Below are 18834 nucleotides of genomic sequence, written 5' to 3'. Positions count from 1 at the left end.
TCCCCGTAAAGGGTCAGTCGCGCCAGTCCACGACAGCAGAGATCTTGCCGATGATGGTGCGCCAGCCGAGGCTCGCCTGTTGCGCACCGATGCGCTTGAGACGGCGACGGCCCATGAAGCCACCGATGCCACCTCGCGACGCGGACCGCAGCGCCTCGTCCAGGTCGTCCAGCGGAGAGCCCGGGGAGAGCGCGGTCAGCACCGGCGCCAACCGAAGAGCGTAGCCGAGGTCGCGGGCGACCTCGCCGGCCTCGATCAGCAGATCGAGGACCCACGCGTCGGCGCCACCCCGGAGGTTCTCGACCACCAGGTCCAGGTCGTAATCGTCCTCCTCCAGCGGAACGACGTCCGCGGGCTGAAGACGCTCTGCCAGTGTGCCCCAAGTATCGAGCTGAGCGAGGTCGTGCGGAGCACCCGAACGGACGAAAGCGACAAGCGATTCGGGGCTCTTGAACAGCAGAAGCTTGCCCTTGTGGGTCAGGAAGGCCGGAATCTCCTCGCCTTCCTCCTCCTTTTCGGCCTCGGCGGCCTCCGACTCGTCGGAGTCGTCGTCCGAGTCGGTGTCCTTCTCGTCCGAGTCGCCGGACTTCTCGTCGGAGTCGGCCTCGTCGAAGAGCTTCTTGGCCTTCTCGTCGAGGATGACGAGCTCGCCGTTCTCCTCGTCGTCGTCGAGGTCGTCCTCGTCGTCCTCGCGGAGCCGGCGGGCGCGCGCGGCGAACGGGTCGTCGTCGTCCGCGGCCTCGACCTCGGTCGGCGTCACCTCGGAGGACGGCCGATAGGCCCGGAGCGTGTAGCCGACGCCGGAGGGAAGCGCGATCGACACCGGGTCGATCCGCGTCTCCTCCCACAGCGAGCGGTCGGCCTCGTCGGTGGTCACCTCGTCGTCGGTAGTCACCTCGTCGTCCGGGTCCGCGGCGCTCGTGACGGCCTCGTCAACACCGGTCTCGGGCTCGTCGGCATCCTGCCGGTTGGGCGTCTGGGCGGCCACGGTGACCTCCGTATAGCTCTCGTGTTCGGCGCGCTGCGGCGGTGCAGGCGTCCGGATCGGTGACGTCGCGCACAGAACACCCTAGTGTGCCGTGAATGAACGTGAACGCCTCACCCCGGTCCTGTGGGCCGCCGGGCTCTGATTAGTAGCCTAGCTACTTGTGAAGGCGCACTCGTTGCACGGCCACCTCGACGCACTCCTGCTCGCGGTCCTCGAAGGCGACACGCTGCACGGCTACGCCATCATCGAGGCGCTGAAGGCCCGCAGCGGAGGCACCCTCGACCTGCCCACCGGCACCATCTACCCCGCGCTGCGCCGTCTCGAACGCGCCGGGCACGTGGAGAGCGAGTGGAGCACCGTCAACGGGCGCGACCGACGGACGTACCGGCTGACCGACGCGGGCCGCCGCGCGCTGGCCGGCGAGCGGGCCGGCTGGGCCGAGCTGAGCAGCACGATCGGCCGTTTCCTGGGCGGACAGACCCGGCATACGTGACGGTCGCGACATCCGGTGTGGGATAGCTCTCCACGGCCGGTTGCGATCACGTTGTGCCGCCCGCCCCGGCCGAAGGACCCGCGGCACCCCGCCGAAGGAACACGCGTCACCGTCGTTCCGCACAGGGGGTACCGCCGCTTTGGCTCCGATGTTCTCGCCGCTCCGCGAGCGCAACTACCGGCTCTGGGCCGCTTCCGACATCGTCTCGATCGGCGGCACCTGGATGCAGGTACTCGGCCTGAACTGGCTGGTGCTCAGCGCCACCGGCTCGGCGACCGCGATGGGCCTCATCGTGATGCTGCAGTCGCTGCCGGTCCTGCTGCTCGGCAGCTGGGGCGGCGCGCTCGCGGACCGGCTGCCGTCCCGCCCGGTCCTGGTGATCAGCCAGGCCGTCCGCGCGGTGCTGTCGGCGGGCCTGGTCGCCGCCACGGTCGCCGGCTCCGACGCGCTCTGGCCGGTCTACGGCGTCGCGCTGCTCTCCGGCGTGATCAGCTCCATCGAGGGCCCGGCGCTCGGCCGCTTCGGCTCCGCCCTGGTGCCCCGGGACGCGCTCGCCCCGGCGCTGGCGCTCGGCTCCGTGCTCAGCTCCGGCGGCCGCATCGTCGGCATGGCGCTCGGCGGCGTGCTGGTCGGACTCTCCGGCCCCGGCGTGCTCTTCGCGATCAACGCGGCCAGCTTCGGCGTGGTGATCATCGCGCTGGCGATGATGCGTCCCGCCGAGATGTATCCGCTGGCCCGCGCCGAGGCCGGGTCCGCCGACGCCGGCGTCCGGGCCGGCCTGCGCTACCTGTTCGGCCAGCCGGTCATCCTGGTGATCCTGGCGCTCGCCTTCGTGATCGGCTCGCTCGGCCGCAACTACCAGGTCACCATGGCCGCGATGGTCGCCGGCCCGCTGCACGGCGGCGCCACCGGCTACGGCGTCACCTCCACCGTCTTCGCGGTCGGCGCGGTCCTCGGCGGCCTGCTGCTGGCCGGCACCGGCAAGGCCACGCACCGGGTCCTGATCGTCGCCGGCGCCGCGATCAGCGCGCTCCAGCTGATCTCCGCCGCCGCCCCGAACCTGCTCACGTTCTCGCTGCTGATCCTGCCGATCGCGGCCGGTGCGGTCATCTTCGACACCGTCGTCTGCACCCGCGTCCAGCTGGACACCCGCGAGGACATGCGCGGCCGGATCCTGGCCTCGCTCGGCCTGGTCTCCTCGCTGGCCGGCATCGTCGGCGCCCCCGCGCTCGGCTGGCTCTGCGACGCGCTCGGCGCCCGCGGCGCGCTCGGCCTGGCCGGCGTCGTCACCACGGTCGCCGCGCTGGCCGGCGCGCTGGTCCTGGCCCGGGTCAAGGGCGTCCCGGTCCCGGCGCTGCGCACGATCCGCCGGGTCCTGCGCCGCGTCCCGGCCGTCACCGTCGCGGTGGTCCCGGCCCAGTCGCTGCTCACCGCCGCGGCCGTGGTCGCGGCCCCGGCCGGTGCGCTCGCCCCGGCCACGCCGTCGCGCCGCCCGCTCACCGCGGCCGCGGTCGCCCCGGCCCCGCAGCACCACGGCCCGGCACATCACGGCCCGGCACATCACGGCCCGGCACATCACGGCTCGACCCACCCCGGGCCGTCCCGTCCGCTCGCACCGTCCCGACCCGCGGTCATCGCACACGCGGTCGTCGCACATGCGGCCGAACTGCCGGCCCGCCGCCGTCGCTCGCTGCTGTCGCTCGGCACCGGCCGCCGCGGCCGCACGGTCACCGACGCGGTCGACTACATCGACCGTCCGGTCACGCTCCGCTGACCCGCCTCGCCCCGGCGCCCATCGCTTCCCGCGGTGGGCGCCGGTCCCATCTCCCGCGATCCCAAACCCGCCACGGTACGCCGGAGCCGGGCCATCGTGATCATCTGGATCTGCTGATGCGGCTCGAACAGACCGCGGGGATCGACCTGTCCGCCGACGATGTACTGATCGCCACGAAGTCCGCCGCGTCGTTCGGGGTCGAGCCGGAACTCGTCACCGCCCTCCTCGCGACCCGCCGGATCGGCGATGCGTATCTGCTGACGACTCAGGGGGACGTGGTACGGAAGATCGTCGGTTCTGACACGCCGTGGATCATCGACGTCTCCGACGTCTCCGACGACTTCGCGCCGTAGCGGAGCCAGGTCAGGGGGTCATGGCGAGGTAGCCGCGTTCGGCGGCCTCCTGGGCCAGCCAGGTGTCGGCGTACCAGCCGGGGCGGGTGATCAGGTCGTCGTGGCGGCCGCGCTGGATGATCCGGCCGCGGTCCAGGACCAGCACCTCGTCGAAGCCGGACAGGCCGCGCAGCCGGTGCGTCACCAGCAGCACCGAGGTCCCGGGCGGCAGCGCGTCCAGCGCCTGCCACAGCACCCGGTCGGCGGCCTGCGGGTCCAGGCCCTCGGTCGGCTCGTCGAGCAGCAGGTGGCGGGGGGCGGCGAGCAGAGCGCGGGCCAGCGCGAGGCGTTGCCGCTGACCGCCGGAGAGCTTCGCGCCGCCCTCGCCGACCAGCGTGTCCCAGCCGTCCGGCTGCTCGCCGACCCAGTCCAGCAGGTCCGCGGCGCGCATCGCGGCGGCCTGCTCCGCCGGGTCCGGGGCGTCCCGGCCGAGCAGCAGGTTCTCCCGGACGCTCGCGTGGAAGACGTGCGCCTCGGCCAGCAGGCCGCCGACGTGCCGGGGCAGGTCCCGCTCCGGGTACGCCGAGATCGCGGTCCCGTCCAGCGTCGCCGTGCCGGACTCCGGGGTGACCGCGCCGATCAGCACGCTCAGCAGCGTGCTCTTACCGGCGCCGCTCGGTCCCGCGATCGCGATCCGGGCGCCGGCACGGATCCGCAGATCCACGCCGTCCAGCGCGGCCGCGTCTCCCGCGCGGTAGCGGACGACCACGTCCCGCAGCTCCAGCCCGGCACGCTCCGCGTCCGCCCCCGGAGCACCGGCGGATCGTGTGACCACGGGGTGCGACGTGGCGCCGGCTTCCCCGGTGCGGCTCCCGTCCACGGCTTCGGCTTCGGCCTCGGCCTCGGCGCGAGCCGCGTGCAGGGGGGCGGGACCGGCCACGGCGCGGTCCGCAGCGACGGGCGCGGTACCGGCCTCGGCGCGAGCGGCGGAGGCTTCGAATGCGGCGCCTGCGGCGGTACCGGCGGCGTCGTGCGCCCCGGCAGGGGCGTCGTGAGTTCCGGCAGACGCGTCGTGAGTTCCGGCGGGGGCGTCGTGAGTTCCGGCGGGGTCGCCGTGCGTTCCGGCAGGGGCGTTGTGCGTATCAGCGGAAGAGTTGTGCGTTCCGGCGGGGGAGTTGTGTGCCCCGGCGGCGGTGTGGTGCGTTCCGGTGTGGTGCGTTCCGGCGGGGGCGTCGGTGAGGGACGGTGCGGCCAGGAGTTCGGCGACGCGGGCCAGGGCGCCGCGCAGCTGGGCCCACTGGCGGGCGGCCGCGACCAGCGCGAGCGTGGCCTCGACCGCGGCCAGCGTGCCGACCGCCAGCACGCCCACCTCGGCGCCGCTCGCGCCGGACCGCAGCGCGGTGATCAGCACCGCGGCCGAGGTGAGGCCGGAGACGAGCACGCCGGCGCCGTCGACGGCCCAGCCGGTCAGCGCCAGCCGGCGCTCCAGCCGGGCCAGCTCGCCGGCCCGGGCGGACGCGGCGGCGAGCGCGTCGCCGGTCGCGCCGAACGCGGCCAGGTCGGCCGCGCCGTGCGTCAGGTCGATCGCGTCCGCGGCCAGCTCGCCACGCAACGGTGCCATCCGGTCCGCGGTCCGCCGGGTCAGCGCGATCGCGAGCACCGGCAGCAGCAGGCCCGCGACCAGCAGGCCGGCCGCGAGCGGTAGCGTCGCGGCCGGTGCGATGAACACGGTCCCGGTCAGCGCCAGCACGGCCACGCCGGCCGCGGCGGCGGCCGGTACGACCACGCGGATCAGCAGGTCCTGCACCGCGTCGACGTCCGAGACCAGCCGGCTCAGCGCGTCACCGGAGTGCGCGTCCGGCGCGGGGGAGCGGCGGGCGGCGAGCGCGCCGAAGACCCGGGCACGCACGTCGGTGAGCAGTCGCAGCACCGCGTCGTGGCTGGCCAGCCGCTCGGTGTAGCGGAGTACGCCGCGCCCGACGGCGAGCGCGCGCACGGAGACGATCGCGACGGTCAGCACGGGCAGCGGTGGCATGTCGGCCGCGGTGATCAGCAGCCAGGTCGCGGTCGCCATCAGCGCCAGCCCGGCCAGTTCGGTGGCCGCGGCCAGCAGACCGGCGCCGATCAGCCGCGCCAGGTAGGGCCGCGCCATCGCCAGCACGACCCCCTCCGGCCGCCGCGCCGCACGACTTCGGCCGTCCGGGACCTCGGTGCCGGCGACGGCGGCGCTCGGGGCCGTGGCGGCTCCGCTCCCGGCGATGCCGGCGGTCGGGACGGCGCCGGCTTCGCTCCCGGCGATGCCGGCGGTCGGGACGGCGCCGGCTTCGCTCCCGGCGATGCCGGCGGTCGGGACGGCGCCGGCTTCGCTCCCGGCGATGCCGGCGGTCGGGACGGCGCCGGCTTCGCCTCCGGCGATGCCGGCGCTTGGGGCCGTGCCGGCTCCGCCTTCGGCGATGCCGGTGCCCGTGCCCGTGCCCGCGGACGCTGCGTTCGTGGGGTCGGACCCGGCCGGACGGACGCCGCCGGTCCCGGACCTGCTCGACGCGGCGGTCACGGCTGCGGTCGCCGGCGTCGCCCCGGTGGTGCCGTTCGGGCCGGGGGATTCGGGCTGTGCGGAGGTCATGTCGTCACCAGGGCGGGGAGTTCGGTCAGGTGGCCGTCCTCGATGCGGACGATGCGGCCGGCCTCGCCGAGCAGCGCGGGCCGGTGGGCGACCAGCAGCGCGGTGCGGCCGGTGACCAGGCGGCGGCTGGCGTCCAGTACCGCGGCCTCGGAGCCGCCGTCCAGGCGGGCGGTGGGTTCGTCGAGGAGCAGCAGCGGCGCGTCGGCGCGCAGGAAGGCGCGGGCCAGTGCGACCCGCTGGCGCTGGCCGCTGGAGAGGCCGTGGCCGCGTTCGCCGAGGCGGGTGTGAAGGCCGTCGGGCAGCGCGGCGATCACGTCGTCGAGGAGCGCGGCGCTCGCGGCGGTGGCGACCTCGGCGTCGGTGGCGGCCGGTGCGCCGAGCCGGATGTTGCCGGCCATGGTGGTCGCGAACAGGTGGGCCTGCTGCGGCACCCAGGCGAGCCGGCGGCGCCACTGCGCCGGGTCGATCGTGGCCAGGTCCACGTCGTCGATGAGAACCCGGCCGGAGGCGGGGGTGACGAAGCCGAGCAGCAGGCCGAGCAGCGTGCTCTTGCCGGCGCCGCTCGGGCCGATGATCGCGATCCGGTCGCCGGCGGTCACGGTCAGCGAGACGTTCCGGAGCGCGACCGTCCGGTCGTATTCGACGGTGACGTCCTCGAACCGGATCTCACCGAACGCCGGCGACGCGGGCCGCACCGCACCGGACCCCCGGAGAGCGACACCGGCCCCAGCACCAGCGGCCCCAGCACCAGCGGCACCGACCCCAGCGCCAGCGGCACGGGCACCAGCGGCACCGACCCCAGCACCAGCGGCACGGGCGCCGGCGGCACGGGAACCAGCGGCACCGCCAGCACCAGCACCAGTCGCAGCACCAGCGGCGTCGGTGGAAGCCGCGCCGACGGGGTGCGAATCCGGCGGGGGGAGGGTGGAGAGCGTGAACGCGGCGTCGAGCGCGGTCAGGCCCTCCATGCTGGCGTGGAACCGGGCGCCGGCGGCGCGCAGCGGAAGGTAGGCCTCCGGGGCCAGCAGCAGCAACAGCAGTGCGACCTGCAACGTGAGCGCGCCGTCCAGCACGCGCAGACCGACCGGGACCGCGACCAGCGCGACGGAGAGCGTGGCGACGAGTTCGAGCGCGAGCGCGGAGAGGAACGCGATGCGCAGCGTCTTCATGGTCGCGATCCGGTGGCCGTCGGCCATCCGCCGGACCACCTCGACCTGTGCCCGGGCCCGGCCGAAGACGCGCAGCGTGGGCAGGCCGGCGACCATGTCGAGGAAGTGGCCGCCGAGCAGCGACAGCCGCCGCCACTGCCGCTCGGTCGCGGCCTGGGCCTGCCAGCCGAGCAGTGCGCCGAAGACCGGGATCAACGGGAGGGTCGCGGCGATCGTGATGGCCGCGGTCAGGTCCGCGAAGACCAGCCGGGACAGCACCGCGATCGGCACGGTCACGCCCATGATCAGCTGCGGCAGGTAGCCGGTGAAGTAGTTGTCCAGCGCGTCGAGCCCGCGGCCGGTCAGCGTGGCGATCTCGCCGGCCCGCTGCCCGCCGAGCCAGCCCGGGCCGCGCGCGCCGACCGCGCCGAGCAGCTCCGCACGCAGCGCAGCCTTCACGGTGGCGGCGCTGCGGGCCGCGACCACACCCTGCGCCCAGGTCAGACCCGAGCGCAGCACGACGGTCACGACGAATGCGGCGAGCGCGGTGGTGTCCAGCCGGCCCTGCCAGGCGGCGGTCAGCGCGGCCGCGAGCGCGGTCGCCTGCGAAATGATCAAAATCCCGGCGGCCACCCCGAACACACCCAGCAGGGCGAGGTGGCGCCGGGTCGCGGGCACTCGCCGCAGCAGGCGGGGATCGAAGGGGCGCATCACGGTCAAGTCAACCAGAGCCGGCTGATCTCCTGCGAGTGACCTTCGACCCGACTTCCCCAGGAACTTTTCGCGGCTAGATGGGCCAGCAGGGCCAGCGGGAGCGCGGGCAGTGCGGCCGTCGCGAGCAGCCGGAGCGTGGCCGGGTCCGCGAGCGTGTGCCGCCAGGTCTCGCCGCCGCTGCCGTCCGGATCCGGGATCAACGCGTAGGGCCAGGTCAGGAGCCCGACGATGGCCACCGGGAGCGCGAGCGCGATCGTGATGCCGACGCGGGCGAGTCGCCACCGGGCGCGCCGCGCGGCATGTGCCGTCACCGCGAGGACACCCATCAGGACCACGAGCAGGAGCATGCCGGGGTACGTGGTGGGAGCGCCCATCCGTACCCCCGAAAAGATCGGAATCGCGAGGGTGCCGGCGGCGACGACACCCAGAGTGAGCAGTGCGAATCGTGTCGTGTTCGTGGTGTCGGCCCGCAGGGCCGCGCCCTGGGTCGCGGTCAGCGCGAGGACGGTCGCGGCCAGCACCGTGATGCCGGCCGGCTCGTTCGTGAGCAGCGCGCCGAGCAGACCGCCCCAGCCCGCGGCCGCGATCGCGGACCCGAGCGCGGCGAGCCGGCGCCGGCGCAGCGGTATCGCGACCGTGGCCAGCACCGTCCCGGCCAGCGCGGGCGTGACCACGGCGGCGTGCCGGGCCAGCAGCTCGCCCTCCAGCACCGGGAACGCGCCGAAGAGCAGCCCGGCCGTGGCGACCAGCCAGACCTGGCGGCCGAAGAAGCGCGGGTCGAACCCGCCGCGGTCGCCGAGCAGCGCGGGGCCGTAGTCGCGGGCGGCGGCGGTCAGGTAGGCGGCCAGGAGCGCGCCGAGCAGCAGGATCCAGAACATGGTCAGACCAGCACCTTCGTGGCGGGCTCGGCGGCGGGGTCGTCCAGGCGGCCGAGCGGCGGATCGTTTGAGCCGCGGCCGGCGACGCGGAGCAGCAGCGTCCAGTTCAGGACGCCGAGCCCGATCACCAGCACCGCGAAGAGCAGGCAGGACGCGGCGGCCAGCGCGGGGGAGCGGGGCGTCATCGCGTCCGCGGCCGGCAGCATCCCGTAGATCGCGAACGGCGCCCGGCCGACCTCGCGCAGCAGCCAGCCGCAGATCGCGGCCACGAACGGCAGCGGCGCGGCGCAGACGAGCAGCGTCAGGGACCAGCGCCAGCGCAGCAGCCAGTTGCGGAACAGCAGCGGCAGCAGGTAGACGAAGATGCCCAGGCCGAACGCGGTGAACTGCATGACCTCGTACGGAATGGTGATCCACTCCGGTGGCAGGTAGTCGGCGGGCTGCCCACCGAACCGGGCCGCGAACCCGGTGGCGGCCGCGAGCTTCTCGGCCTCCTCGCCGAATTTGGTGGGCTGCACCGCGCCGACCGGGCCGAGTTGCGCCCAGCCGGAGTTGAAGCTGAGGTAGAGCCCGGCGAGGCCGGTCAGCAGGCCCAGGCGGGCGGTCGGCCGGAACGCGAGGGCGCGATCATCGGCCGTCCGGTGGCGGAGCAGGTGCCAGGCGGAGATGCCGGCCATCAGGAAGCCACCGCAGGCGAGGGCCGCGCCGGCCACGTGCACCAGCGCGAGCGTGAGCGCCGGGTTGGTCAGCAGCGGGCCGGGGTCGGCCAGCACGGCCGTGCCGTCCGGGCGGATCTCGTGGCCGACCGGGTTCTGCAGGTAGGCGTTGGCGACCATGATCCAGAAGACCGAGAGGTACGCGGTGAGCGCGACGCCGCAGAGCAGCAGCAGGTGCGCCCATGGCCGGATTCGGTGCCACCCGGCGATCCAGAGCCCGAGCAGCGTGGACTCCAGCACGAACGCGACCAGCGTCTCGATCGCCAGCGGCGCGCCGATCACGTTGCCGGCGACCCGGGAGACGCCGCTCCAGTTCAGCCCGAACTGGAACTCCATCACGATCCCGCCGGCGATGCCGACCACGTAGTTGGTCACGTAGAGCGTGCCCCAGAAGCGGAGCGCCCGCAGCGCTCCCGGGCGCTTGGTGATCACCCAGGTGGCCTCGATCGCCACCAGCAGCGTGACCAGGCCGAGCGTGACCAGGACGAACAGGAAATGCGCCCCCGCCGTCACGCCGAACTGCACCCGCGCCCACTCGACCGTATCCATGCGTCGTGCCTCCCCGTGGCTGTGTGTCCACAGGCTACATGTAGGGAAGCTACGCATGGGATGGGGTTTTTCCCCGAGGCGAGGTCAGGGTGCCGGTGCCTTTGCTCTGCTTACCAGCTCGTGAGCTGGTCTTTCAGGAGGGCCGCGGTGAGATCGTCCGGCGGCGGTGGGCCCGGTGAGCAGAGCCGGGGACTGCCGCCGGGGCGGTGGTGCGGCGGCGAGGTAAGCAGAGCAAAGGCGGCGGTCGCGGCTGTGAGGGCTGCGGCGGTGTCGATCTCGGTAAGCAGAGCAAAGGGGGCGGTCGCGGCTGTGAGGGCTGCGGCAGTGTCGAGCCCGGTGAGCAGAGCGAAGGTGCGCGGGAAGCGTGCCGGGAATGCCGGGTTCTGCGGCAGGTGGGTCAGGAGAGGAAGAGCGAGATCGGCAGCGCGACCAGCGTCGTCGCCGCCGCCAGCGCCACCGCGCCCCGGACCCGTGCCGGGCGGCGGCGGGCCAGCAGCCGCTGCACGCGCGCCTCCACGTCCCGGTCGGCCGCGCCCAGCGCACCGGACGGCGTGAGCCGCGACCCGGCCGTGGCGAACCGCAGCAGCGCGGACGCCAGCGGGCCCTCCGCGTGCCGCTCCAGCGCCCGGTCGTCCGCGCGCATCTCGACCAGGAGCGCCACCATCGCGGCCGCCGCGTGCAGCCAGCGGGCCCACGGCAGCGCTCGGGTCAGCGCGGTGAACGGCAGCAGCACCAGGTCGTGCCGCTCGTTCGCGTGTGCGCGCTCGTGCTCCAGCACCGCGGCCAGCTGTGCGCGGTCGAGCAGGCTCAGCGTGCCGGCGCTGACCACCACGCGCGGGTGCAGGCCGGGCAGGCAGTAGGCGGCCGCGCTCGGGTGGTCGAGCACCAGCGCGCCGGGCGCGGCCGGATCGTCGCGTGCCACGAGCGTGAGCAGGTCACGGTGGCGGCGCTGGGCCCGCACCGCCCGGATCAGGGAGTCGATCGTGGTCCCGGCGAGGGTGGCGCCGATGCCGAGGCTGACGGCGATCGCGGCGAGATGCCCGACGCCGAGCCCTTCCGGAAGCCGCCCGCCGGTCAGGTCCGCGGCCAGCAGGCGCAGCGCGGTGCCGGGGCCGGCGTCATAGGGATCAAGACCGAGCGCCAGCGGTACGCCGATCGCGCTCAGCCCGAAGCCCAGCCCGATCAGCTGCCAGCAGACGATCGCGACGCGCGGGATGCGCCAGGTCCACCGGGCCCGGGCCAGCACCCGCGCGGTCACGTAGGCGAGCAGCGCCCCGCCGGCGAAGTGCAGCGCGTGGATCATCGTTGCCCGCCTCCGGCCTCGTCCGTCAGCGCGCTCCGCAGCACCTCGGCCTCGGTTCCGCTGACCGACCGGGCGAACCGGACCAGCGCCGCGTCCCGGCTGCCGGCCAGGTCCAGCGCGTCCAGCATGAGCTGAGCGATATAGGCCTCGCGGGCCGCCGCGGCCCGGTAGCTCCAGGCCCGGCCGGCGCGCTCCCGCTCCACCATGCCCTTGCCGGCCAGCCGGTCCAGCACGGTCATCACGGTCGTGTAGGCCAGGCCGCGGTCCGCCAGCGCATCCGCTACGTCCCGCACCGTGTGACCCCCGCCGGCCCCGTCCCACAGGACGTCCATCACCGCACGCTCAAGGTCACCCAGCCGTATCACGCCCGCAATCCTACCGCCCGTAGTACATCGGCGTCGTGTGCGAACTCGGTGAGCGTCCTCGCGGACTCATGATCAAAGATTCGGTATGCCGCCACGCCGCGTGCGGCGTACCAACGCTGGCCTTGATCTTTGTATTTCTGTGGTCCGATCAGTACCACCAGCCGCACGTCGGTGACCGGATGCCACACGATCCCAGGATTCTGTGGTTCGTCATGGAACACAGCCACATCCGCGAGCCGGCCGTCCCGATCATCGCCGCGCACGCCGATGTTCGTCTCCGCGACGTGTCCCGCGCGCTCCAGCGCTACATACCCCTGGGGTGCCAGACGGTTTTGGTTTCGAGGTGGGACTTGAGGCGGCGGAGGCCGGGGTCGGCGAACCAGTCGGTGGGGGTGGGGCGGAGGACGCGCTTGAGCGTGTCGGCGGCGGCGGTCTCCAGCGTCACGGCCAGCTCAGGATCGGCGCCTGCCAGGTCGAGCGTGTTGACGTCGGCGTGCGCGGCGAGCCAGGGCGCGGTCTCGGCGGGGCGGCCGGTGAGGATGTTGACCACGCCGGCCGGGACGTCGGAGGTGGCCAGAACCTCGGCGAAGGTGATCGCGGCCAGCGGGTGGTCCTCGGCGGCGAGCAGCACGACCGTGTTGCCGGTGACGATCGCGGGCGCGACCGTCGAGACCAGGCCGAGCAGCGCGGAGTCGGCCGGTGCGAGCACGCCGGCCACGCCGGACGGCTCCGGGGCCGAGACGTTGAAGTACGGGCCGGCCACCGGGTTCGCGCCGCCGAGCACCTGGGCGATCTTGTCGCTCCAGCCGGCGTACCAGACCAGGCGGTCGATCGCGGCGTCCACCTCGTCGGACGGCACGCCCAGCGCCTTGAACTCCCTGCGCCGGGCCTCGACCATCTCGGCGATCCGGTAGACCACCTGACCCCGGTTGTACGCGGTGGCGCCGGACCAGCCGGGGAACGCCTTGCGCGCGGCGACGACCGCGTCCCGGAGGTCCTTGCGGGAGGCGAGCGCGACGTTGCTGTCGTCCACGGGATAGGTCCGCCCTGACTCGCTGCGCGGGAACGTGCCACCGATGAAGAGTTTGTAGGTCTTGCGAACGGCAAGACGAGGGCCACTAGACATCGAGGTACGCCTCCAGGCCGTGGCGGCCGCCCTCGCGGCCGTATCCGGACTCCTTGTAGCCGCCGAACGGCGAGGTGGGGTCGAACTTGTTGAACGTGTTGGCCCACACCACGCCGGCCCGGAGCTTGTCCGCGACCGCGAGGATCCGCGAGCCCTTCTCGGACCAGATGCCGGCGGACAGCCCGTACGGCGTGTTGTTGGCCTTCTCGATCGCCTCGGCCGGGGTGCGGAACGTGAGCACGGACAGCACCGGCCCGAAGACCTCGTCCTGCGCGATCCGGTGCGCCTGGGAGACGCCGGTGAACAGCGTAGGCCGGAACCAGTAGCCGCGTTCCGGCAGCTCACAGGCGGGCTGCCAGCGCTGGGCGCCCTCGGCCTCACCGGCGGCGGACAGCTCCGTGATCCGGGCCAGCTGCTCGGCCGAGTTGATCGCGCCGACGTCGGTGTTCTTGTCCAGCGGGTCGCCGACGCGCAGCTGGGACATCCGCCGCTTGAGCGCGTCCAGCACCTCGTCGAGGATCGGCTCCTGCACCAGCAGCCGCGACCCGGCACAGCACACGTGCCCCTGGTTGAAGAAGATCCCGTCGACGATGCCCTCGACGGCCTGGGAGATCGGCGCGTCGTCGAACACGATGTTCGCCGCCTTGCCGCCCAGCTCCAGCGTCAGCTTCTTGGGCGTGCCGGCCACCGCGCGGGCGATCTCCCGGCCGACCGCGGTCGAGCCGGTGAACGCGACCTTGTCCACGCCCGGGTGCGCCACCAGGTAGCGGCCGGTCTCGCCGGCGCCGGTGACGATGTTGACCACGCCGGCCGGCAGCTCCGCCTGCCGGCAGATCTCCGCGAACAGCAGCGCGGTCAGCGGCGTGGTCTCGGCCGGCTTGAGCACCACGGTGTTGCCCGCGGCCAGCGCCGGCGCGACCTTCCAGGCCAGCATGAGCAGTGGGAAGTTCCACGGGATGACCTGTGCGGCCACGCCGAGCGGCGCCGGTGCCGGGCCGAACCCGGCGTATCCCAGCTTGTCCGCCCAACCGGCGTGATAAAAGAAATGAGCAGCCGCCAGGGGTACGTCGACGTCGCGCGACTCCCGGATCGGCTTGCCGTTGTCCAGCGACTCCAGCACCGCGAACTCGCGCGCCCGCTCCTGCACCAGCCGGGCGATCCGGAACAGGTACTTCGCCCGCTCGGCGCCCGGCATCGGGCCCCAGACCCGCTCGAACGCGGCCCGGGCCACCGTCACCGCGCGGTCCACGTCGGCCTCGCCGGCCTCGGCGACCTCGGACAGGACCTCCTCGGTCGCCGGGTTCACCGTCTTGATCACTCCGCCGTCCCGCGCGCCGGTGAACGTACCGTCGATGAACAGGCCGTAGGCCGGTCTGATCTCGACGACCGACCGGGACTCGGGTGCGGGCGCGTACTCGAAGGCTGCCATTGGCTTCAGTCCAGGGTGACGTAGTCGGGGCCGGTGTAGTGGCCGGTGGCGAGCTTGCTGCGCTGCATGAGCAGGTCGTTGAGGAGCGTCGACGCGCCGAACCGGAACCAGTCCGGGTCCAGCCAGCCCTCACCGGCCGTCTCGTTGACCAGCACCAGGTACTTGATCGCGTCCTTGGTGGTGCGGATGCCGCCGGCCGGCTTCACGCCCACCTTGCGGCCGGTCTGCGCGAGAAAGTCACGGACCGCCTCCAGCATGATCATCGTGACCGGCGGCGTGGCCGCGACCGGGACCTTGCCGGTGGAGGTCTTGATGAAGTCGCCGCCGGCCAGCATGGCAAGCCAGGACGCCCGGCGCACGCTGTCGTAGGTGACCAGCTCGCCGGTCTCCAGGATCACCTTCAGGTGCGCGTCGCCGCACGCCTCCTTGACCGCGACGATCTCCTCGAAGACCTCGGTGTAGCGGCCGGACAGGAACGCGCCCCGGTTGATCACCATGTCGATCTCGTCGGCGCCGGCCTCGACCGCGGCCCGGGTGTCGGCCAGCCGCACGCTCAGCGGGACCTGACCGGACGGGAACGCGGTCGCCACGCTGGCCAGGTGCACGCCGGTGCCGCGCAGCACCTCGTGCGCGACCGGCACCATCGCGGGGTAGACGCAGACCGCGGCGACTCGCGGCGCGCCGTGGCCCGGGTGCAACGCCTTCTGGCACAGATTGCGTACCTTGCCGGGGGTGTCCGCACCCTCCAGCGTCGTGAGATCCACCATACGGGTGGCGAGATCGATCGCCCACGCCTTGGCGGAGGTCTTGATCGAACGGGTGCCGAGCGTGGCCGCACGCTGGTCGGCACCGACCCTGTCCACGCCCGGGAGACCGTGCAGGAACGCCCGCAGGCTGGCCTCCGAGCGGGCCACGTCCGCCAGGGCAGTCGGTGAAACCGTCATGACACGGAGTCTACGCAGATCTCACGTTTCATGATCAATCACGGCCGGATGGGCACTCTTCATCGTTCTGAGAGGTAATTGACACTTGACGTTGACCGACGGCTCCGATTGTCTCTCGCTGTGCGAGTAGTGCACTTCTCCGATACGTACCTGCCCCGCCGCGACGGAGTGATCACGTCCATCCGGACGCTCACCACCGCGCTCGCCGAGCAGGGCCACCCCGGCATGACCATCGTGCCCCGGCACCCCGACCAGGTGGCCGAGGACGGTCTGCTGACGCTACGTGCCCTTCCCTGCGGCGTGGCAAACCTGCGACTGTCGCCGTGGCTGCTCCGCGAGACCGGGGCCAACGCCACCCTGGACCAGATCGAGGCGTTCCGGCCGGACATCGTCCACGTGCACACGCCCGGGACGATCGGGCTGCTCGGCGTGGTCGCGGCGCGCAAGCTCGGGATCCCGATGATCCACACCTACCACACCGACCTGCACGCGTACGTGGACGCGTACCGGGTCCCGGCCAGCGCGCTGAACGCGATCACCAAGCTCTACGCGCGCCGCCTCGGCGTGCCGGTGCGCGACTCGCACCTGCTCCCGGTCACCGGCCCGCGCGCGGTCCGCTACGCCCGCAACGCCGCCGCGCGCACCCGCCTGGTGGCCGGCCGGGCCGCCAGCGTGGCCCGCCGCGCCACCGGGCGCCGACCGTCCCGGGTCGCCCCGGACCGGGTCAGCAGCCGGCACGAGGCGATCAACAACTACAACCGGCTGCTGCTCGGCGACGCGGACGCGGTGATCGTGCCGACCCGCGCCGCGCTCAACCGGATCACGCTGCCGGTGCCGGACGAGCGGATCTTCCTGGTCCCGACCGGCGTGGCCGCGCGGCCCACGACGCCGGAGGCGGTCGCGGCGTTCCGCGCCGAGCACGGCATCGCGGAGACCGACCGGGTGCTGCTCTTCGTCGGCCGGGTCAACCGCGAGAAGGGCGTCGACCTGCTGGTCGAGAGCTTCGGCCGGATCGCGGCGCGCGACCCGCACGCCCGGCTGGTGCTGGTCGGCGCGGTCTTCGAGCGCCGCTGGCTGGCCGCGCTGATCGACGCGGCGGGCCCGGAGGCGGCGGCCCGGATCACGGTCGCCGGCGAGCAGCCGTCGCACGTGGTCGCGGCCGCGTACGGTGCGGCCGAAGCGTTCGTCTTCCCGTCACTGTCCGACACCCAGGCGCTGGTGCTGCAGGAGGCCGCGCTGGCCGGGGTGCCCGCGGTGATGTGCGACGAGGTGCTGCACGGGCAGGGGCCGCTCGGCGGTGCCGCCGTGCTCGCCCGCCCGGAGCCGGAGCACTTCGCCGGCGCGGTGCTGGACCTGCTGGCCGACCCGAAGCGGGCGCGCGAGGTCGGCGAGGCCGCCGCCGCGCAGGCCGCACGGCACACGCCGGCGGCGTACGCGGAGACGATGTGTGAGGTCTACTCGTTCGCGTCCGCCGCTGCCGGTAGGTTGAACGACCGTGGACGTACACGTCGTTGATCATCCCCTTGCCCAGTCCCGGCTGACCGCGATGCGCGACGCGCGCACCGACTCGGCCGCGTTCCGCGCGGCGCTCACCGAGCTCACCACCATGCTCGTGTACGAGGCCGCGCGCACGTTCGACGTCGAGCGGTTCCCGGTGGAGACGCCGGTCGCGCCCACGTCCGGCACCCGCCTGGCGAAACCGCCGCTGATCGTGCCGGTGCTCCGCGCCGGGCTGGGCATGGCCGACTCCGCGCTCGCGCTGCTGCCCGAGTCGTCCATGGGCTTCGTCGGCCTGGCGCGCGACGAGGTGACGTTCGAGCCCCGGGCGTACATGGAGTCGCTCCCGGTCGACCTGACCGGCCACCCGGTGCTGGTCCTCGACCCGATGCTGGCCACCGGCGGCTCGCTGGAGCACTGCTGCCGCCTGCTGACCGACCGCGGCTGCACCGACATCATCGTCGTGTGCGTGCTGGCGGCCCCGCCCGGCATCGACCGCCTGCGTGCCTCCGGCCTGCCGTTGCGCCTGGTCACCGCGTCGATCGACGAGAAACTCAACGAGCACAGGTTCATCGTGCCGGGCCTCGGTGACGCAGGCGACCGCCAGTTCGGCGGCATGCCCCGTTTCTGATCGGTCCACGCTCCATCCGCGATCCAGGCGTCCCCCGCATCGCTCCAGCGACATGGGACGCCTGGATCGCGGTTCAGATCTCGGAGTAGCCCCAGGACAGCGCCCGGCCCGCGGCGAACGGCATGACGCCGTGGAAGACCCGTGGGTTCTCGGCGAACACCAGCGGCAGGAAGTGCCGGTCGCTCTCCCACATCGGCACCGCGCCGGCCAGCACGTCCTCGATCGGCGTCCAGGCCAGCGTGCCCTCCGGGTTCGACGTCAGCGGCGTGCCGGACCACTCGGTGATCCGGAAGACGAAGCCGAACCAGTTCGCCCCGTCGCGACCGAACCCGGGCCACGAGATCGTCCCGGCCAGGTCCAGCGCGTCGCAGGTGAGGCCGGCCTCCTCCAGAATCTCGCGTCGCATTCCGGACACCACGTCCTCGCCGGCCTCGAGCTTGCCGCCGAGCCCGTTGCACTTGCCGAAGTGCACGTCGTCCGGGCGCGCGTCCCGCCTGATCATGAGGATTTCCCGCCGGTCGGCGGAGTATACGTAGCCCAGCGTGGCGATGATGGCCTGCACCGGCTCCACCCTAACCAGCCCCTACCGCGCTCTTGGGGGCGGCCACTATGGTCATGGCCATGGCTCCCATTACGTTGCCCGAGGAATTGCTGGTCCTGGCGTATGACGACAAGTCCGGACGCGCCATCGGGTCGCGGATCGCGCTCGACCTCGGCATGGCCGCGGCGGTCCTGGTGGAGCTGGCGCTGGTGGGCCGTCTGACCATGTCGGGTGACTCGCTGGTGGTGAAGGACAACGCGCCGGTCGGCGACCCGATCCTGGACGCGGTCCTCGCGAAGATCGACTCGGACACGCCGCACACGTCCGCGTCCTGGCTGCAGCGCCTCCGGCACGGCCTGCGCGACCGGGTGCTGGCCGACCTGGTCGAGCGCGGCGTGGTGCGCGACGTGGACGAGACCGCCATGGGTGGCGTGATCCACCTGCACCGCTACCCGACCGCCGATCACAGCCACGAGCAGGACATCCGTGCCCGCCTCGCCGAGGCGCTGACCGGCCGGTCCCTCCCGGACGAGCGCACCGCCGCGCTGGCCACGCTGCTCGCCGCCACCCGCATGGAGCCCGCGCTCGGCCTGGACAGTGAGGCCCTGCAGCGCGCGCACAAGCGCCTGGAGGAGATCGCCACCGGGGCCGGTTTCGGCGGCGGCGTCAGCATGGAGGAGTCCACCATCCGCCCCAGCGTCTCGCTGGTCATCGCCGCCCTCGGCCGCGCGGTCAACCAGGCCCTCGGCGCCCGCGCCTGACATTCAAGCCCATCGGGGGGTA

Annotated in this window: 18 protein-coding genes; 6 read left to right on the top strand and 12 right to left on the bottom strand. The window is 73.4% G+C overall.

Annotated elements, in window-relative coordinates; translation table 11 throughout:
* Positions 1–13 precede the first annotated feature (13 nt).
* Positions 14–988 carry a SatS C-terminal domain-containing protein gene (locus tag J2S43_RS31525; RefSeq protein ID WP_306835237.1) on the bottom strand — a complete coding sequence of 325 codons (975 nt, stop codon included), beginning with the start codon at positions 986–988 and terminating at the stop codon, positions 14–16.
* A gap of 160 nt (positions 989–1148) precedes the next feature.
* On the opposite strand from J2S43_RS31525, the gene J2S43_RS31520 reads away from it, so the two are divergent.
* The 3 genes from J2S43_RS31520 to J2S43_RS31510 all read left to right on the top strand — a co-directional run bounded on the left by J2S43_RS31520 (position 1149) and on the right by J2S43_RS31510 (position 3608).
* On the top strand, positions 1149–1481 hold the full coding sequence (locus tag J2S43_RS31520) for a PadR family transcriptional regulator (protein ID WP_306835235.1): 333 nt from the start codon (positions 1149–1151) through the stop codon (positions 1479–1481).
* A 148-nt stretch (positions 1482–1629) separates the two neighbouring features.
* Complete coding sequence (locus tag J2S43_RS31515; RefSeq protein ID WP_306835232.1) at positions 1630–3255, top strand: MFS transporter; 1626 nt, start codon at positions 1630–1632, stop codon at positions 3253–3255.
* Positions 3256–3371: 116 nt separating this feature from the next.
* The gene (locus J2S43_RS31510; RefSeq protein ID WP_306835231.1) at positions 3372–3608 is read left to right on the top strand and encodes a hypothetical protein; all 237 of its coding nucleotides are present in this window, start codon (positions 3372–3374) and stop codon (positions 3606–3608) included.
* Between the two features lie 10 nt (positions 3609–3618).
* On the opposite strand, the gene J2S43_RS42455 is transcribed toward J2S43_RS31510, so the two are convergent.
* From J2S43_RS42455 to deoC, 10 genes are all read right to left on the bottom strand, one after another.
* Positions 3619–6210 carry an amino acid ABC transporter ATP-binding/permease protein gene (locus tag J2S43_RS42455; protein WP_306835229.1) on the bottom strand — a complete coding sequence of 864 codons (2592 nt, stop codon included), beginning with the start codon at positions 6208–6210 and terminating at the stop codon, positions 3619–3621.
* Positions 6207–8069, bottom strand: coding sequence for a thiol reductant ABC exporter subunit CydD (gene cydD, locus J2S43_RS31500; protein WP_306835228.1), 1863 nt, complete (start codon positions 8067–8069; stop codon positions 6207–6209). Before cydD ends, J2S43_RS42455 begins: the two co-directional genes overlap by 4 nt.
* 5 nt (positions 8070–8074) lie before the next feature.
* Positions 8075–8950: a cytochrome d ubiquinol oxidase subunit II gene (locus J2S43_RS31495; protein WP_306835227.1), complete on the bottom strand. Its 876-nt coding sequence runs from the start codon at positions 8948–8950 to the stop codon at positions 8075–8077.
* A gap of 2 nt (positions 8951–8952) precedes the next feature.
* Positions 8953–10215, bottom strand: a complete 1263-nt coding sequence (locus J2S43_RS31490) for a cytochrome ubiquinol oxidase subunit I (RefSeq protein WP_306835226.1) — start codon at positions 10213–10215, stop codon at positions 8953–8955.
* Positions 10216–10612: 397 nt separating this feature from the next.
* Positions 10613–11518: a M56 family metallopeptidase gene (locus J2S43_RS31485; protein WP_306835225.1), complete on the bottom strand. Its 906-nt coding sequence runs from the start codon at positions 11516–11518 to the stop codon at positions 10613–10615.
* Complete coding sequence (locus tag J2S43_RS31480) at positions 11515–11883, bottom strand: BlaI/MecI/CopY family transcriptional regulator (RefSeq protein WP_306835223.1); 369 nt, start codon at positions 11881–11883, stop codon at positions 11515–11517. Before J2S43_RS31480 ends, J2S43_RS31485 begins: the two co-directional genes overlap by 4 nt.
* Positions 11880–12146: a hypothetical protein gene (locus J2S43_RS31475; protein WP_306835222.1), complete on the bottom strand. Its 267-nt coding sequence runs from the start codon at positions 12144–12146 to the stop codon at positions 11880–11882. Before J2S43_RS31475 ends, J2S43_RS31480 begins: the two co-directional genes overlap by 4 nt.
* 41 nt (positions 12147–12187) lie before the next feature.
* Positions 12188–13009: an aldehyde dehydrogenase family protein gene (locus tag J2S43_RS31470; RefSeq protein ID WP_306835221.1), complete on the bottom strand. Its 822-nt coding sequence runs from the start codon at positions 13007–13009 to the stop codon at positions 12188–12190.
* Entirely contained in the window at positions 13002–14438 is a 1437-nt protein-coding gene (locus J2S43_RS31465) for an aldehyde dehydrogenase family protein (RefSeq protein ID WP_306835220.1), read from the bottom strand. The genes J2S43_RS31470 and J2S43_RS31465 overlap by 8 nt, the downstream gene beginning before the upstream one ends.
* Positions 14439–14443: 5 nt before the next feature.
* On the bottom strand, positions 14444–15382 hold the full coding sequence (deoC, locus tag J2S43_RS31460; protein WP_306835219.1) for a deoxyribose-phosphate aldolase: 939 nt from the start codon (positions 15380–15382) through the stop codon (positions 14444–14446).
* Between the two features lie 120 nt (positions 15383–15502).
* Between deoC and J2S43_RS31455 the strand changes: the two genes are divergently transcribed.
* Together J2S43_RS31455 and upp are read left to right on the top strand one after the other, a co-directional pair.
* Positions 15503–16897 carry a glycosyltransferase gene (locus J2S43_RS31455; RefSeq protein WP_306835217.1) on the top strand — a complete coding sequence of 465 codons (1395 nt, stop codon included), beginning with the start codon at positions 15503–15505 and terminating at the stop codon, positions 16895–16897.
* Positions 16878–17510: a uracil phosphoribosyltransferase gene (upp, locus tag J2S43_RS31450; protein WP_306835215.1), complete on the top strand. Its 633-nt coding sequence runs from the start codon at positions 16878–16880 to the stop codon at positions 17508–17510. Before J2S43_RS31455 ends, upp begins: the two co-directional genes overlap by 20 nt.
* A gap of 73 nt (positions 17511–17583) precedes the next feature.
* Here upp and J2S43_RS31445 read toward each other — a convergent pair whose 3' ends face one another.
* Positions 17584–18072 carry an NUDIX hydrolase gene (locus J2S43_RS31445; protein ID WP_306835213.1) on the bottom strand — a complete coding sequence of 163 codons (489 nt, stop codon included), beginning with the start codon at positions 18070–18072 and terminating at the stop codon, positions 17584–17586.
* A gap of 59 nt (positions 18073–18131) precedes the next feature.
* Here J2S43_RS31445 and J2S43_RS31440 point away from each other — a divergent pair, with 59 nt between their 5' ends.
* The gene (locus J2S43_RS31440) at positions 18132–18812 is read left to right on the top strand and encodes a GOLPH3/VPS74 family protein (protein ID WP_306835211.1); all 681 of its coding nucleotides are present in this window, start codon (positions 18132–18134) and stop codon (positions 18810–18812) included.
* Positions 18813–18834: the final 22 nt, after the last annotated feature.

This window comes from Catenuloplanes nepalensis (assembly GCF_030811575.1).
Classification (GTDB): Bacteria; Actinomycetota; Actinomycetes; order Mycobacteriales; family Micromonosporaceae; genus Catenuloplanes; species Catenuloplanes nepalensis.
Note: the sequence above shows the minus strand (reverse complement) of the source record. Positions and strands in the feature narration are given on the sequence as shown.